General features: G+C 53.3%; 16 protein-coding genes. All 16 read left to right on the forward strand.

Annotation, left to right across the window (positions count from 1 at the left end; translation table 11 throughout):
• Nucleotides 1-13 precede the first annotated feature (13 nt).
• The 16 genes from ACQ4N7_RS14740 (at nt 14) to ACQ4N7_RS14815 (ending at nt 14,243) form a co-directional block, all read left to right on the forward strand.
• Nucleotides 14-877 carry an ABC transporter permease gene (locus tag ACQ4N7_RS14740; RefSeq protein ID WP_430712260.1) on the forward strand — a complete coding sequence of 288 codons (864 nt, stop codon included), beginning with the start codon at nt 14-16 and terminating at the stop codon, nt 875-877.
• A 94-nt stretch (nt 878-971) separates the two neighbouring features.
• On the forward strand, nt 972-1,397 hold the full coding sequence (locus tag ACQ4N7_RS14745; RefSeq protein ID WP_430712295.1) for a DUF4351 domain-containing protein: 426 nt from the start codon (nt 972-974) through the stop codon (nt 1,395-1,397).
• Between the two features lie 212 nt (nt 1,398-1,609).
• Nucleotides 1,610-2,932, forward strand: a complete 1,323-nt coding sequence (locus ACQ4N7_RS14750) for an ABC transporter ATP-binding protein (protein WP_430712261.1) — start codon at nt 1,610-1,612, stop codon at nt 2,930-2,932.
• An 11-nt stretch (nt 2,933-2,943) separates the two neighbouring features.
• Nucleotides 2,944-3,669 carry a class I SAM-dependent methyltransferase gene (locus tag ACQ4N7_RS14755; RefSeq protein WP_430712262.1) on the forward strand — a complete coding sequence of 242 codons (726 nt, stop codon included), beginning with the start codon at nt 2,944-2,946 and terminating at the stop codon, nt 3,667-3,669.
• Nucleotides 3,670-3,760: 91 nt separating this feature from the next.
• Entirely contained in the window at nt 3,761-5,314 is a 1,554-nt protein-coding gene (locus tag ACQ4N7_RS14760) for a class I SAM-dependent methyltransferase (protein ID WP_430712263.1), read from the forward strand.
• A complete protein-coding gene (locus ACQ4N7_RS14765) occupies nt 5,311-6,222 on the forward strand; it encodes a class I SAM-dependent methyltransferase (protein WP_430712264.1) in 912 nt (303 codons plus the stop codon). The genes ACQ4N7_RS14760 and ACQ4N7_RS14765 overlap by 4 nt, the downstream gene beginning before the upstream one ends.
• Before the next feature lie 55 nt (nt 6,223-6,277).
• A complete protein-coding gene (locus ACQ4N7_RS14770; protein WP_430712265.1) occupies nt 6,278-6,610 on the forward strand; it encodes a DUF433 domain-containing protein in 333 nt (110 codons plus the stop codon).
• Between the two features lie 6 nt (nt 6,611-6,616).
• A complete protein-coding gene (locus ACQ4N7_RS14775; protein WP_430712266.1) occupies nt 6,617-6,970 on the forward strand; it encodes a DUF5615 family PIN-like protein in 354 nt (117 codons plus the stop codon).
• A gap of 175 nt (nt 6,971-7,145) precedes the next feature.
• Nucleotides 7,146-7,610: a cupin domain-containing protein gene (locus ACQ4N7_RS14780; RefSeq protein WP_430712267.1), complete on the forward strand. Its 465-nt coding sequence runs from the start codon at nt 7,146-7,148 to the stop codon at nt 7,608-7,610.
• Between the two features lie 6 nt (nt 7,611-7,616).
• Entirely contained in the window at nt 7,617-8,732 is a 1,116-nt protein-coding gene (locus ACQ4N7_RS14785) for a DegT/DnrJ/EryC1/StrS family aminotransferase (RefSeq protein WP_430712268.1), read from the forward strand.
• Entirely contained in the window at nt 8,729-9,499 is a 771-nt protein-coding gene (locus ACQ4N7_RS14790; protein ID WP_430712269.1) for a class I SAM-dependent DNA methyltransferase, read from the forward strand. The genes ACQ4N7_RS14785 and ACQ4N7_RS14790 overlap by 4 nt, the downstream gene beginning before the upstream one ends.
• The gene (locus ACQ4N7_RS14795; RefSeq protein ID WP_430712270.1) at nt 9,496-10,758 is read left to right on the forward strand and encodes a glycosyltransferase family 4 protein; all 1,263 of its coding nucleotides are present in this window, start codon (nt 9,496-9,498) and stop codon (nt 10,756-10,758) included. The genes ACQ4N7_RS14790 and ACQ4N7_RS14795 overlap by 4 nt, the downstream gene beginning before the upstream one ends.
• Before the next feature lie 187 nt (nt 10,759-10,945).
• Nucleotides 10,946-11,851 (forward strand): glycosyltransferase family 2 protein, encoded by a 906-nt coding sequence (locus ACQ4N7_RS14800; protein WP_430712271.1) that lies wholly within the window; start codon nt 10,946-10,948, stop codon nt 11,849-11,851.
• A gap of 9 nt (nt 11,852-11,860) precedes the next feature.
• A complete protein-coding gene (locus tag ACQ4N7_RS14805) occupies nt 11,861-12,781 on the forward strand; it encodes a glycosyltransferase family 2 protein (protein ID WP_430712272.1) in 921 nt (306 codons plus the stop codon).
• Nucleotides 12,782-13,050: 269 nt separating this feature from the next.
• Entirely contained in the window at nt 13,051-13,476 is a 426-nt protein-coding gene (locus ACQ4N7_RS14810; RefSeq protein WP_430712273.1) for a hypothetical protein, read from the forward strand.
• A gap of 401 nt (nt 13,477-13,877) precedes the next feature.
• Nucleotides 13,878-14,243 (forward strand): hypothetical protein, encoded by a 366-nt coding sequence (locus ACQ4N7_RS14815; protein WP_430712274.1) that lies wholly within the window; start codon nt 13,878-13,880, stop codon nt 14,241-14,243.
• The last annotated feature ends 45 nt before the right edge of the window (nt 14,244-14,288 follow it).

Below are 14,288 nucleotides of genomic sequence, written 5' to 3' on the forward strand. Positions count from 1 at the left end.
GTAACCTATGCCTATGCCCCGCCTAAAACGTCCTCGCCGCCCCGCCCCTGCCGCCCCGCCCGAACTGATCATTGAAGCGGGTCGCACCGAAGCTCAATATTTTCGCGACCTGTGGCGCTACCGCGAGCTGTTTTACTTTTTGGCCTGGCGCGATATTTTGGTGCGCTACAAGCAGACCGCAATCGGGGTAGCCTGGGCGCTGATTCGCCCGTTTTTGACCATGGTGGTATTTACGGTGGTGTTTGGCCGCCTGGCCAACCTGCCCAGTGAGGGCGGTGCGCCTTACCCCATTCTCGTATTTTCAGCGATGCTGCCCTGGCAGTTTTTTTCCAATGCCCTCAGCGAGTGCAGCAACAGCCTAATTACCAACGCCAACTTGATCTCTAAGGTGTACTTTCCTCGGTTGGTGGTGCCGACCAGCGCCGTCATTGTCAGCTTTGTGGACTTTTTGATCTCGGGCATTATTCTGCTGGGGCTGATGGCCTGGTACCAGGAAATGCCCTCATGGCGAGTGGTGACGCTGCCTGTGTTTATTGCGATCGCCTTCGCTGCTGCCATGGGCGCGGGCCTGTGGCTGGCTGCCCTCAACGTGCAGTACCGCGACTTTCGCTACGTAGTGCCGTTCTTGGTGCAGTTTGGCCTTTACATTTCGCCCGTGGGCTTTAGCAGCAGCATTATTCCCGATCGCTGGCGGCTGCTGTACTCGCTAAACCCTATGGTGGGGGTAATTGACGGCTTTCGCTGGGCGATTATTGGTGGCGATGTGGCGCTCTACTGGCCGGGCTTTTTGCTGTCGCTGCTGCTGGTGGTGGTGCTGCTGGTCACCGGGATACTGTATTTCCGCCGCATGGAGCGCACCTTCGCTGATGTGATTTAGCGGGGGCGCGATCGCGTGAGAACGCCTCAGCCCTGGCCCTGCTCCAGCTGATTGTCTTGCCCAATCCGCCACCGCCCAGGCGGCCCAAAGCCTGCTGCGCACCGTCAAACCCCAAAGGGAAGAGGCGTTTCAGCAGATGCTCAATCTGGTGGAAGCTATACTAATCAATAAATTCCCGCAGCTGACCACTCAGGAGCTTCTAGCGATGTTAGACATCAAAATGGCTGACATCCGGCAAACTCGCTTCTACCAAGAGGTCTTGGCCGAAGGCCGCGAGGAAGGCCGCGAGGAAGGCCGCAGAGAGGCTGAGGTAGCGCTCCTGGTTCGGTTGCTGAGTCGTCGATTGGGCGTGCTCTCAGAGGCACAAACAAAGCAGATCGGAGAATTGTCTTTGGGGCAGTTAGACCAACTGCCGGATGAGTTTTTTGATTTAGCTGATTTGGTTAACCTGAACAGATGGTTGGCAAGCCATTCTGTGCCCCCTGCGGCGATCGCGCCAGAAGAGGCTACAGAAGGTTAGGTAGCCAGAAACTCTGCTTAGGGCGATCGCACATTACCCCTACTAACGGATGGTAGATACTCATAATCCCGCTTCTTTGGGTTGCAGTCAAACTGGGTTGTGGGACTGGGTAACTAAGTGTGAGGACATGCAACTTTCATAAATCCAGGGGGCACAATGAGCACAATGGCGGATGCAACCGCTAAGTGAACAGCCCCCGTTCCACTGGCCCCATGTCTGACACCGTTATTCAGGTCGAAAATCTCGGCAAGAAGTATGTTCTTGGCCACCAGCAGCAGGGTAGCTCCCGCTATGTGGCCCTGCGCGATGTGCTGAGCGATCGCGCTAAATCTCTAAGTCGTCGTCTGCGCCACCCCCTCAAGCCCCAGGCCAACTCCAGGCAAGACGAGTTTTGGGCGCTGAAGGATGTCTCGTTTGAGGTGAAGCAGGGTGAGGTGGTGGGCATCATTGGCCGCAACGGGGCAGGCAAATCGACGCTGCTGAAGGTGCTGAGCCGCATTACCGAACCAACCACAGGCCGAGTGCGCCTGCGGGGACGGGTGGCGAGTCTGTTAGAGGTGGGCACGGGCTTTCACCCAGAGCTGACCGGGCGCGAGAACATTTTTCTCAACGGCGCAATTTTGGGCATGAGTCGCGCGGAGATTAACCGCCGGTTTGACGAAATTGTCGAGTTTGCCGAGGTTTCGCGGTTTTTAGATACGCCCGTAAAGCGCTACAGCAGCGGCATGTACGTGCGACTGGCCTTTGCGGTAGCGGCCCACCTGGAGCCAGAAATCTTACTAGTAGATGAAGTTCTTGCTGTTGGAGATGCTGCATTTCAAAAGAAATGTTTGGGCAAATTGCAAGATGCAGCAACTACTGGAGGTAAAACTGTCTTTTTTGTCAGTCATAACATGCCGACAATCCAAACACTTTGCCAAAAAGCAATTTTATTAGATAAAGGCTTGATTAAAGAACAGGGAGAGACAAACTTTATCATCAAGCAATACTTTTCGCTAGGAACACAATTAACATCGAGCGAAGCCGACTTGTTAGTACATCCAGGGAGAAGACACTCTCGCGAGAAAGCTTTGAGAGCAGTTTGGCTGTCAAACCATGAAAACGAAAGGCAAACTGAATTTGGGATGGGGGATGCTATCAACGTATCTTTTCGTTTCAGTTGCGATCGCTCGATTTCTTCACCAGGATTTGGTTTCGGCTTCGAAGATGAGTCTGGAAGAAGAATATTTTCCATAAACAACTATATGGCTCCCAATTCATCAAATAACATTAGTTCATCCAAGGAAGGTATAGCAGTTCTCAAAGTAGATAAACTACCGCTAATGCCAGGAAAGTATTACATCAACATCTCTATTGTCGAAAATCAGAGTGAATGGGTAGACTTCATAGAGAGAGCGATTGGATTTGAGATCATCCCAAAGGATGTCTTCGGATCAGGCAAAATTCCTGATTCATCTCATGGCTTGATATTTCTGGATGGTGAAATCTCAGTAAAACCATCTGAGTCAATTCAATTAACAAATTTACGACAGTAGAGTTAGTAATTATGGCCGAGATGGAGAAAGAAAGCATAGGCTGGGAATATAAAAAACTAGGAGATTATCATAGAAATCTCGATTTGAACTGGTCGTATGCGCCCACCTATTTGCAAAAAGATAGTTTAGTCAGAAATTTCTTGGAAAATTTAGGCCAAAAGAAAAAAATACTTGATATTGGCTGCGGCGAAGGGGTTTTCGTTGAAGACTTTGCTAAAAACGGATGGAATATTCAGGGGTTAGACCTGAATTATGAAAGTCAATATGTCCGCCGAGGCAGTGTGCTTAATTTGCCCTACGAAGATTTAAGCCTAGATGCAGTAATGTTGCTAGATGTCTTTGAACACCTAGCCTTCAAAGATCAAATGCCTGCCCTTTCCGAGATCTATAGGGTTTTGAAAAAAGACGGCCTATTTTTCACGTCTATTCCTAATCTTGCCCACCTCAACTCTCGGTTTTCACTTGCGTTCAAAGGGGCTTTGGATCGCACGGATCATGAGCTTGATCATCCTGGCGAAAGGCCCTACAGGGAGAATAAAGCCCTTCTTCAAGAGGCTGGATTCAAAATTAATCAATGTATTGGCGTTACGTTAACGGTTCCCTTTCTATACCGTCGATTAATTTGCAGAAGGGCAAAGCAATTGCGATGGCTTCATGATTTGCTTGAACCTGGTGCCAGAGTATTACCTTCTTTAGCAATGATAGACTTCTTTACCTGCCAAAAGACTGAACCATAAAGTTGGCGTCATTTCCATAGCAATAGTATTTGAGTAAGACCCAAATCAAATAAAACACTTGAACGAGGTAGGGAAGGAAGAGTATAAGCTTATGCCAATTCAAACTCACATGACTAGGGCCGAACTTTCTCTTCTTTTAGATTTAGCTCAAAGCCTTGGGTCCAATCCTAATATTGTTGAAATAGGCAGTTACCTTGGCGCAAGCACCTGCGCCCTTTCAGAGGGCGTGAAGGATAAGAGTGGGAAGGTGTATGCAATTGATACCTGGACTAATCTCACAATGAGTGAGGGAGAACGGGATACCTACAACCAGTTTACAGAAAATACCAAGCTTTATAAGGATATCATTCACCCTCTAAGGGGTATGTCCCAGGAGGTTGTAAAAGATTTTGACTTGACAATTGATTTGCTTTTTGTCGATGGCGATCATTCCTACGAAGGCGCATATACGGATTTAAAGGACTGGTTGCCAAAGGTAAAAGATTTTGGTGTAGTTGTTTGTCATGACTACACTTGGGCCAAAGGAGTTAGAAGAGCTATTCGAGAATTGTTAGCACCGATTCAAATAGATGCTGGTCGCACCTTAGACGGTTTGTACTGGACGCAGATTCAACATAGACAAGATCCCAGGTCGATTGTTCATGCTTCGATTGCGATTCCAACCTATCGTCGACCAGATTTGTTGATCAATGCTGTGGAAAGCATTATTAATCAAGAATATAGTTATGACTTTGAAGTATTAGTGCTCGACAACGACTGCGACGCCAAATTGGACGAGGTTTTAGCTAGCCGCTTTGCCAAATTAGGGGACAAAATTCGATACGTTCCCGTAGCTGATTTGGGATTACACAACGGGCGAAATCAAGCTGCTATCACAGCTAGAGGCAATATTGTAGTCTTTACTGATGATGATATAGTTGCTCCGCCAGGTTGGTTAGAAGCTATTTGTGCTCCATTTAGCGATCCTCAAGTGGGTGCTGTGGGTGGTAAAACAATTCCGCAGTGGGACGCCCCACCTCCCGATTGGCTAAAGCAAGTACCAGACGACTACTTTAGCCTGCTCGACTTAGGAAACGTTTCCCGTGAAATGCAGTGGCCAGAAACACCCTACGGTTGCAACATGGCCTTTCGTCGCGAGTTAGTGCTCACCCTAGGCGGTTTTCCTCCCGACGGCGTAGGTGGTGGTTGGATTGAGTGGCGGCGCGGTGATGGCGAAACTGGATTTGCCAAGCGTGTCTACGATGAAGGCTATAAGATTGTATATAGCCCCGAAGCCTGGCTCTATCACCGCATTCCGGCCAAGCGTCAAACCGTAGAGTTTGTTCGTCGTCGAGCCATCAAAGGAGCTATCAGCAGTGCCTATAGCGAAATCAAATATTTTTTGCCCAATAAGTTGGCGCTGCCACTTCAAATTGCAAAGCATATCTTGAAAGCCTTATTTTCAGGACTAAGGCGATTGCTTGCCTCATTTAGAGGGATTGAACACTGGCTGAAATACGACATTCAAGGGATTCATCATCTGATTTCAGCCTTATATAAAATTCGCATTTTACTTGATCCTAACTTGAGAAAATGGGTTCATAAGGAATACTATTGGGCAGACGCATCTCCAGAAGCAAATAAACCGCAGTCAATCAGGTCATGAAATTAAAAGAGTCCATAGAGTTTTGGGTGCCGCCGAGTTTGATCGCAGTGGGTAGATTAGTTGCAGGCAAAACATCACAGCAAAAGATTAATCGCTACTTAAGTAGCGATCGCACTCCCTGGTCGCCTGGCTACGAACCCTTTAAGCAACAAACTATTCAAGCGACGCTTCAAGACCAAAATTTACTTGAAGTTTTTGGTAAATCCAAATCGTTACCCAAAGGCTACGGTCTTTATCTAGATGAGCGCTGCGTAGAGTATCCGTGGCTTTTTTCAAAATTGCCCGATGCGGCCCAGTATATTTTAGACGCTGGCTCTGTACTGAACTATGAGTATTTGCTTGATCAACCCTATTTTGTCAACAAGCACTTGCACATTACCACCCTAGCTCCAGAGTATAAGTGTTTTTGGCAAAAAGGCATTTCTTACTTTTTTGAAGACCTGCGACAATTGCCGATCAGAGATGAGTTTTATGATTCAATTGTCTGTCTATCTACTCTTGAACATGTGGGATTAGATAATACACAATATGCTCAAGATAAACGCTACAGCGAAAATCGCTCAAATGACTATAGGCTAGCTGTTACAGAACTTCGCCGCATTCTTAAGCCTGGTGGCTCTTTATTCCTAAGTGTCCCTTTTGGGAAGTATCAAAACTTTGGTGATTTTCAACAATTTGATGCGGCACTATTGGCAGATGCGATCGCGGCCTTTGGCCCTGCCCAGATGGTAGAGAAAGCCTATTTTAAGTACTCTACCGATGGTTGGCAAGTAGCAACAGAAGCCGACTGCGCTGATTGTGAATACGTTCAGCCCGACGAATGGTTGACTCAAATACCAGGAAAACCTAGGCCCAGTGACGGAGCCGCAGCAGCGCGAGCTGTTGCATGTGTTCACATCCTGCGGTAAGTTCTCTGCTAACCACGCGCCTTTGCTACCATGCGAAATAAACCTCAAAAACCCTATGACTCTGGCAAGTGCCCTTGAGCCTGTACCCCTAGAGACGGATGCTTCCGGCGCTGTACGAGTAGCCAAAACCCGTGTCACGTTAGATACGGTTGTGACGGCCTTTCTCGAAGGCTGTACCCCCGAGGAAATTGCCGAACAGTATCCATCACTTCAGCTATCCGATATTTACCTCGTTATCGGCTACTACCTTCGACATCACGATGAGGTTGATACTTATCTAACAGAACGGCAGCGTCAGTCAAATGCAATGCAGCAGGAAGCAGAGCAGCGGTTCAACCCTGTGGGTATTCGCGCCAGGTTAATGGCCAGGAAAGCTCAGGGTCTCTAAACCGCGATGGTTCGCTTCCTGTCCGACGAAAACTTCAATAATCAAATTGTGCGGGGCATTCTCCGCCAAAACTCGCGGGTAGACATTTTGCGGGTTCAAGATGTAGGGCTGTCAGGAGTTGAGGATCCTGACGTTTTGGCCTGGGCGGCGCAAGAAAATCGAATTGTCCTCACCCACGATGTTGCGACCATGATCACCTTTGCCTACCAGCGCATACAAGCTGGACTGGCAATGCCTGGACTGTTTGAAGTCAGTCGCCGGGTGCCTGTCGGATTAGCAATCGAGGAAATTCTGTTGATTGCAGAGTGCAGCCTTGAGGGCGAGTGGGCCGGACAAGTGAGATTTTTGCCTTTGAGATAGTGTGGATCAGGCTGAAATCGCTGCGGGTGCTAATTGGTCGACAACAGCACACATCTGTTGATTTAGTTAAACAGGCTACGCGATCGCAACCATCCTGGGCAGACTAGAACCAGCAGGCTGCATTGCTCTTCCGCAGGCGCTGCCTACTGTCCTTTTACCCAAAGGCTCTGCCCCCATGCCATCGTCCTCCACTACCGCCCTACAGCTTCCCGTGCAGCAGATCGTCCACAACAGCGAAATGCTGGCGCTGATTCTCTCCCACCGCTTTGCCGAGCCGGGCATTCACTTCTTTACCCCCAACGAGCTCTCGCAGCAGCTCGCCTACATGAAGTACGACGCGGGCAAAACCATTCCCGCCCACGTCCACAACCCCGTACACCGCGACGTGTTTCACACCCAGGAAGTGCTGTTCATTAAAAAGGGCAAACTGCGGGTCGATTTCTACAGCCAGGAGCAGGAGTACCTGGAGAGCCGCGTGCTAGAGGGTGGCGACGTGATTCTGCTCATTACTGGCGGTCACGGCTTTGAGGTGATCGAAGACCTGGAGATGGTCGAGGTCAAGCAAGGCCCCTACATGGGCGATCAGGACAAAACCCGCTTTTCTGGGATATCGTCTAGCCAGGCCACCATTACGGGCTAGGCAGCTATGGCGTTTATTCCGGTCAACGAGCCCGCCCTGGGCGGCAACGAAAAAAAGTATCTGCTGGAATGCCTGGAGACGGGCTGGATTTCGTCGGAAGGTCCCTTTGTCGATCGCTTTGAGACCGAGTTTGCCCAGCGGGTGGGTCGCCAGCACGGCGTGGCGGTGGCCAACGGGTCTGCCGCCCTCGATGTGGCGGTGGCCGCCCTGGGGCTGGGGCCGGGGGATGAGGTGATTTTGCCGACGTTTACGATTATTTCCTGCGCGGCGGCGATTGTGCGGGCGGGGGCCAAGCCCGTCGTCGTGGATGTCGACCCCACCACCTGGAACATGGACGTGAGCCAGGTTGAGGCGGCGATTACCCCCCAGACGCGGGCGATTATGGTGGTGCACATCTACGGACTGCCGGTAGATATGGAGCCGCTGCTGGCGATCGCCCAGCGCCACAACCTAGCCATCATCGAAGACGCCGCCGAAATGCACGGCCAGACCTACCGAGGGCAGCCCTGCGGCAGCTTTGGCGATATCAGCACCTTTAGCTTTTACGCCAACAAGCACATCACCACGGGCGAAGGCGGCATGGTGCTCACCGACGATGCGGCCCTGGCTGAGCGCTGTCGCTCCCTGCGTAACCTCTGCTTTCAGCCCCAGCAGCGCTTTGTCCACGACGAGCTGGGCTGGAACTTTCGTTTGGGCAACCTGCAAGCGGCCCTGGGGGTAGCCCAGCTCGAGCAGCTCGACAACTTTATTGCCCGCAAACGCGCGATCGGGCGGCGCTACACCGAGGGTCTTGCGGGAGTGCCGGGGTTGCAGCTGCCCCTGCCCACCACCGACTACGCCGAGAATGTCTACTGGGTCTACGGCCTGGTGCTCGACGACGAGGTACCCTTCGATGCCGCTGAGGCCATGCAGCGCCTCAAAGCCAAGGGCATTGGCACCCGGCCCTTTTTCTGGCCCATGCACGAGCAGCCCGTGTTCCGCAAAATGGGGCTACTTGAAGGCGAAAAGCACCCGGTGGCCGAGCGCATCGCCCGGCGCGGCTTTTATGTACCCAGCGGTCTGGCCCTCACCGACGCGCAGATCGACCAGGTAATTGTCGCCGTGCAGGAGGTGATGGCGTGAGCGTGTTCAATGCCTATGCCCAGTACTACGACCTGCTGTACCAGGACAAAGACTACGCCCAAGAGGCCGACTTTATTCACCAATTGCTCAAGACCCACGCCCCGGCTGCCCAGCATTTGCTAGAGCTGGGCAGCGGCACCGGTCGCCATGCCGAATATTTAGCCGAACGGGGCTACCAGGTCACCGGGGTCGAGCGCAGCGAAGAAATGCTGGCCCGCTGCAGCGAACGGCAGGACGCACAATCGAGCCAGATTGCCCAGCGGCTCAACTTTTTCCAGGGCGATCTGCGGCAGGTGCGGCTAGAACAAACCTTTGACTGCGTGCTGTCGCTGTTTCACGTAATCAGCTACCAGACCAGCAACGCCGATTTGACGGCGGCGTTTACCACCGTAGCCCAGCACCTCAAGCCGGGGGGCGTGTTTATCTTTGATGTCTGGTACGGGCCTGCGGTGCTGCACGACCAGCCCCAGGTGCGGGTCAAGCGCCTGCAAAACGAGGCCCTGGCCATTACCCGCATAGCCGAGCCGGTGCTGCACCCCAACGACAACATTGTGGATGTAAACTACCAGGTTTTGCTCCAGCCGTTGGGCACCGACACCTGGCAAGAGCTGCGCGAGCTGCACCGCATGCGCTATCTGTTTAAGCCCGAGCTGGAGCTGCTGCTCCACCAGGCGGGGATGGATCTGGTAACCTGCGGTGAATGGATGAGCGATCGCCCCGCCGGGCTCGACACCTGGGGTGTCTACTTTGTCGCCGTCAAGTCATGAAGGTCGCTATTCCGGTTTCCTCAGCGTTTCCGTCAGCCGGGGGTGGTTACACCTTCGAGTCAGAAATTGTGGCGGCGCTGATCGACCTGGCCCCAACAATGCGCCATCAGATCACAATTTTTAGTGGAGCCAAAGGGGATGGGCCGAAGACACCGCACCCCAATCTCACCATCCTGCATCCGCCCAGCCAGTTGATGGCAGGCGCTGGGGCTAGGGTGCTGCGGCAGGGGATGGGGCTGGCCTACGCCAGCGGCAGTGCCAAGCTGGCTAACCAGGCCGACAAAGTTCAGGCCGCCTTTGTGCGACGCTTTATTCTGCAAAATCGCTTCGACTTTGCCTGGGTGCTGGCCCCCGCCGCGCTGATCCAGTGCCCCACCCGGCAAATTCCCTATGCCCTAACGATTTGGGATTTGCAGCACCGTTTGCAGCCCTACTTCCCTGAGGTGAGCCAGGGGCGCGAGTGGGGCAAGCGGGAGCGGTTTTACCGAGTTAACCTGCCTCGGGCTACTTATCTCATTACTGGCACCGAGCGAGGCAAAGCTGAGATCGAGCGCTTCTACCAGATCGCCCCGGAGCGGGTTCAGGTAATCCCCTTCCCGACGCCGCGACTGGCGGAGGCACTTGCCAATCACACTTCCGCAAAAGAAGATTTCTTAGCCCAGCACGGTCTGCCCAGCCAGTACTTCTTTTACCCGGCTCAGTTCTGGCCCCACAAAAATCACTACACCCTGCTCAAGGCATTCAAAACCCTGGTTGACGAGCAGGGTGTGGATACTGCTCTGGTGCTGACGGGCTCTGACAAGGGCAACGCAGGCTACATCAAGCAGCTGATTCAGGATTTAGACCTTGCCGCCAGGGTTCATATTTTGGGGTTTGTTGCTAAGGAAGACCTGGCTAACCTCTATAAGCACGCCCTGGCGCTGGTGTTTCCCACCCATTTTGGGCCAGACAACCTGCCGCCCCTGGAAGCATTTTCCCTCGGCTGTCCGGTGATTGCCTCCCAGGTGCCGGGGGCAGCAGAACAGCTAGGCGATGCAGCCCTGCTGGTCGATCAGCGCGATGCGACTCAGCTAGCCCTGGCGATGAAAGCTGTTTACGAGGACGAAACCCTGCGCCATGAGCTGATTCAAAATGGCTTGACGAGGGCAAAAAGCTGGCAACCCCAAGACTATGCGAAGCGGCTGATTGCGCTTTTGGATGAGTTTGAGCGCATTCGCCACTGCTGGCCAAACAGCACTGTTCGATCAGGCAATACCTAAGGGAAGGGTTCAGTATGGCTAAAAACCCGGTTTCTTTACTGTTTCTCGACCGATATCGCTGGACTTTGGCTGAGAAACCGGGTTTCTGGCCTGACGTTTTAGGTTGTTATCTATCACTGTTGGGTTACACTCCGTTTCACCCAAACTACGAGGCCCGTCTTTAGGTGGATAAATTTCTTAATCTCCCATGAATGACAGCATTTACATTCTGATTCCGGTGCACAACCGCAGGGCGATCACATTGGGCTGCTTGCAGGATCTCAATCGCAACGGCGACCTCACCCACCACCGGGTAGTGGTGATCGACGACGGCTCTACCGATGGCACTGGGGCCGCGATTCAAGCCAGCTTTCCCACGGTTACGGTGCTGGCGGGCGACGGCAACCTGTGGTGGACGGGGGCAATGCGCCTGGGGATGGAATATGCGATCGCCCAGGGCGCACAATACCTCATCTGGCTCAACGACGACTGCCGCCTGGCCCCCGGCACTCTAGACGGGCTAGTGCAGTTTTGCGGCGACCATCCCACCGCTATTGTCGGTGCCCAGGGGTTTGAGCAGGACGATCGCGATCGCCTCTCCTTTGGCGGCAAGCGCAAGACCTGGCAGGGCTACCGCTTTCTCACGCTGTCTCCCGGTCAAACGGTGTCCTGCGATCTGCTCAGCGGCAACTTGGTCTGCATGCCCAGGGCGGTGGTGGATGCGATCGGCTACCCCAATCCGCACACTGGCCCCCACTACGGCGGCGACTCGCTGTATCTGCTGCGCGCCCAAAAGGCCGGGTTTCGGCTCTGGATCGATAGCCGCTACAGCGTCACCAACCACGCTGCCGAGTCGCGCCTGTGCCCCAGCGACTGGCTAATGACCCCCGGCGACCCGTGGCAGCTGGTGCGGCTGGCCTTTAACCCCTACTCCGGGCTGAGCTGGCAGCTGTGGTGGCGGCTCAACTGGTTGGCCTACGGCCCCTGGGGTGTGGTGATGTTCCTCAAAAAATACCTCTCCCTTTTCCCGCTAACCCTGCTGCGGCTGCTGCCCGTCGCCACTCGCCAGCGGCTGTTTCGGCCAGGGCAAGTTTCCTCTAACCCGCTAACCTAGGGGCGATCAATGGCTAATTTACCCACCCTAAGCGTTGTCATCACCTGCTACCGCGAAGGCGACCTGCTGCTAGAGGCGGTGGAGAGCGTGCGCCAGCAGACCCAACCGCCCCAGGAGATCGTCATTGTCAACGATGCCTCCCCCGATGAGCACACCAACCAGATCTGCCGCCAATTAGAGGCCGAGCCTGACATTGCCCTGGTGTGGCAAGCCGTCAACGGCGGCCCTTCGGTGGCCCGCAACGCCGGGTTCGCCGCCGCCCAAAGCGAAATTTTGGTGCCCCTCGATGCCGATGACCTGCTGCCCCCCGATGCCCTGAGCCATATTCAGCAAGCGTTTACAGCTCATCCCGATGCCGGGTTTATCTACGGCAGCTACCTGTGCCAGCGCCACCCTGGCGATACCCGCGTGGTTAAAGCAGCGCCGATTTCGCTCAATTCGCTGCTGCGGGCCAGGCGGTTTTCGCTCAGCACCAACTGGACGCTAATTGGCACCGCACCGCTGCGCAAGTCGCTGTGGGAGACGGTGGGCCACAGCGACCCCGAACTGGGTGCCGAAGACCTGCACGATCTGGAATTTTGGGTACGGGCGATGGCCTTGCCCTGCGGCTACTACGGCACCCCAGCGGTGATTTACATCTGGCGCAAATATCTGGGCAGCAACAGCCGCAAGGTTACCCCCATGTCGTGGTATCGCGTGGCCCAAAAGCATTTTGAGGTCTATCGCCAAAACGGGTTGGAATATCGGGCGCACGAACTGCTGCTGCTGGGCAGCAAGTGGAGCAACCAGGCGGCAGAAATTCGTCGCCATCGACGCGCGCTGATAGCCTGCATTACTCGCGGCAGTTTTCAGTTCTCGTCGCTAGTGGCTTTGATGATACCGGCTGCTTTATTTCAGCCAATGGCTCAGCTGGCGAAGCGGTTTCGCTGAGACCGATAGCAAACCTTTGAGAGACTTGCAGCAAACCTCTGATCTTGGATCCTGTTGAAACATTTCCCCTGTTTTAAAGGCTTGCTAGGTCATGTTTATACAAAGACCGCGCATAAAAGTGGAATGTACGCACAACCGCTCTCTCGACAATTCAGTAATTTTACAGTAGAAATAATTGGCTTCACCTAAGCTTCACGTAGCATTTGGAACCTTAACGGCATCAGTAGGGGTCTATTAAAGTGACTCATTTGCCTATGGATTACACCACAATGAAACAGCGACATGGAGCGTTTAGTCTATTAGGAGCAGCGGCTATTAGCACGCTGGCGCTACCTGTTTTTGCCAACACTGCCACTCAGCAAACTGGCACACAGTCTGCAACTATTGATGGCAGCAATAATCAAGTGATTCAGGTTATTAACCAAGTTAATATCAGCCATCCTGGCCTGGGACGAGGCTTGGGAAATAACGATCGCCGAGGTACGGTACAGGGCACGGTACAAGACAGTTCCCAGAGCGCCACCATTGACGGCAACGGCAATAGCGTCTACCAGGAGACAAACCAGATTAACCAGCAGCGGCAGTCGCCGGGGCGGGGTAATAGCGCTCGCCACAGCGACGATGACAATGATGACGACAAGCGGGGCAATCGAGGCCAGCGACGGGGACATGACCGCGATCGCGATGACGATTAATTCCCGTCTTCGCTAACGGCGCTGGCTTTGCCAGCGCTGGGCATGTTGGCATCAAAATTGGCATCAAATTCATTCTGTCATTATTTCAATCGCTTTCTTTAGCTTCGTCTGAGCAAAGTTTTGGACGAATTAGCGATTGTTTTAGCAATAGATTTCTTGGCGGAATTGCTTTTAATTCCTGAAGGTTTTTGCGCCTTCGGGAATTTTTTATTGCCATCAATTTTCAAAAATTTATTTTTTATTTTCCGGAACCTTTCCGTAATTCTACGGGTCTTAGGGATTGTGAATCGATGAGAATAGATGCTGCTTAGCAAGCACGAAAATTGCTTCTTGAGTCAGCTCTTAACTGTTGATTCACAAGTTCACTCATTTGCACACTTAATATAGTTGAGGACGTTTCAATGCTGAAGCACATCTCTACTCTGGGTCTACTGGGTTTTGCTGCTCTGGGTTTTGTCGCCATGCCCGCCAGCGCCGATACCGCTGTGGTACAGCAGGGCACCCAAGACATTTACATTCAGGGGGATGGCAACGCGACGGTGCAGCGCAGCGAGCAGTTTAACCGCGTTGAAACCCGTGGTCGCGCGGGCCGTCAGGTAGAAAGCACGGGTATTGTGCAGGATGTCTACCAAACCGGCACCGTAGTGGGTGATGACAACGCCGCTTACCAGGAGAGCAGCCAGGTCAACATCATTCGCGAAAGCCGTCCCGACCACCGCGGTCGGGGCCATGGCCGTGGCGGTGCTCGTATCGACATCCGCAAGTAAGTCTTGAGGGGCCGTCGCTGAGCCTAGCGCTGGGCTGGGTGGCGG

Source organism: Nodosilinea sp. AN01ver1 (assembly GCF_050565655.1).
In the GTDB taxonomy this organism is placed as follows: domain Bacteria; phylum Cyanobacteriota; class Cyanobacteriia; order Phormidesmidales; family Phormidesmidaceae; genus Nodosilinea.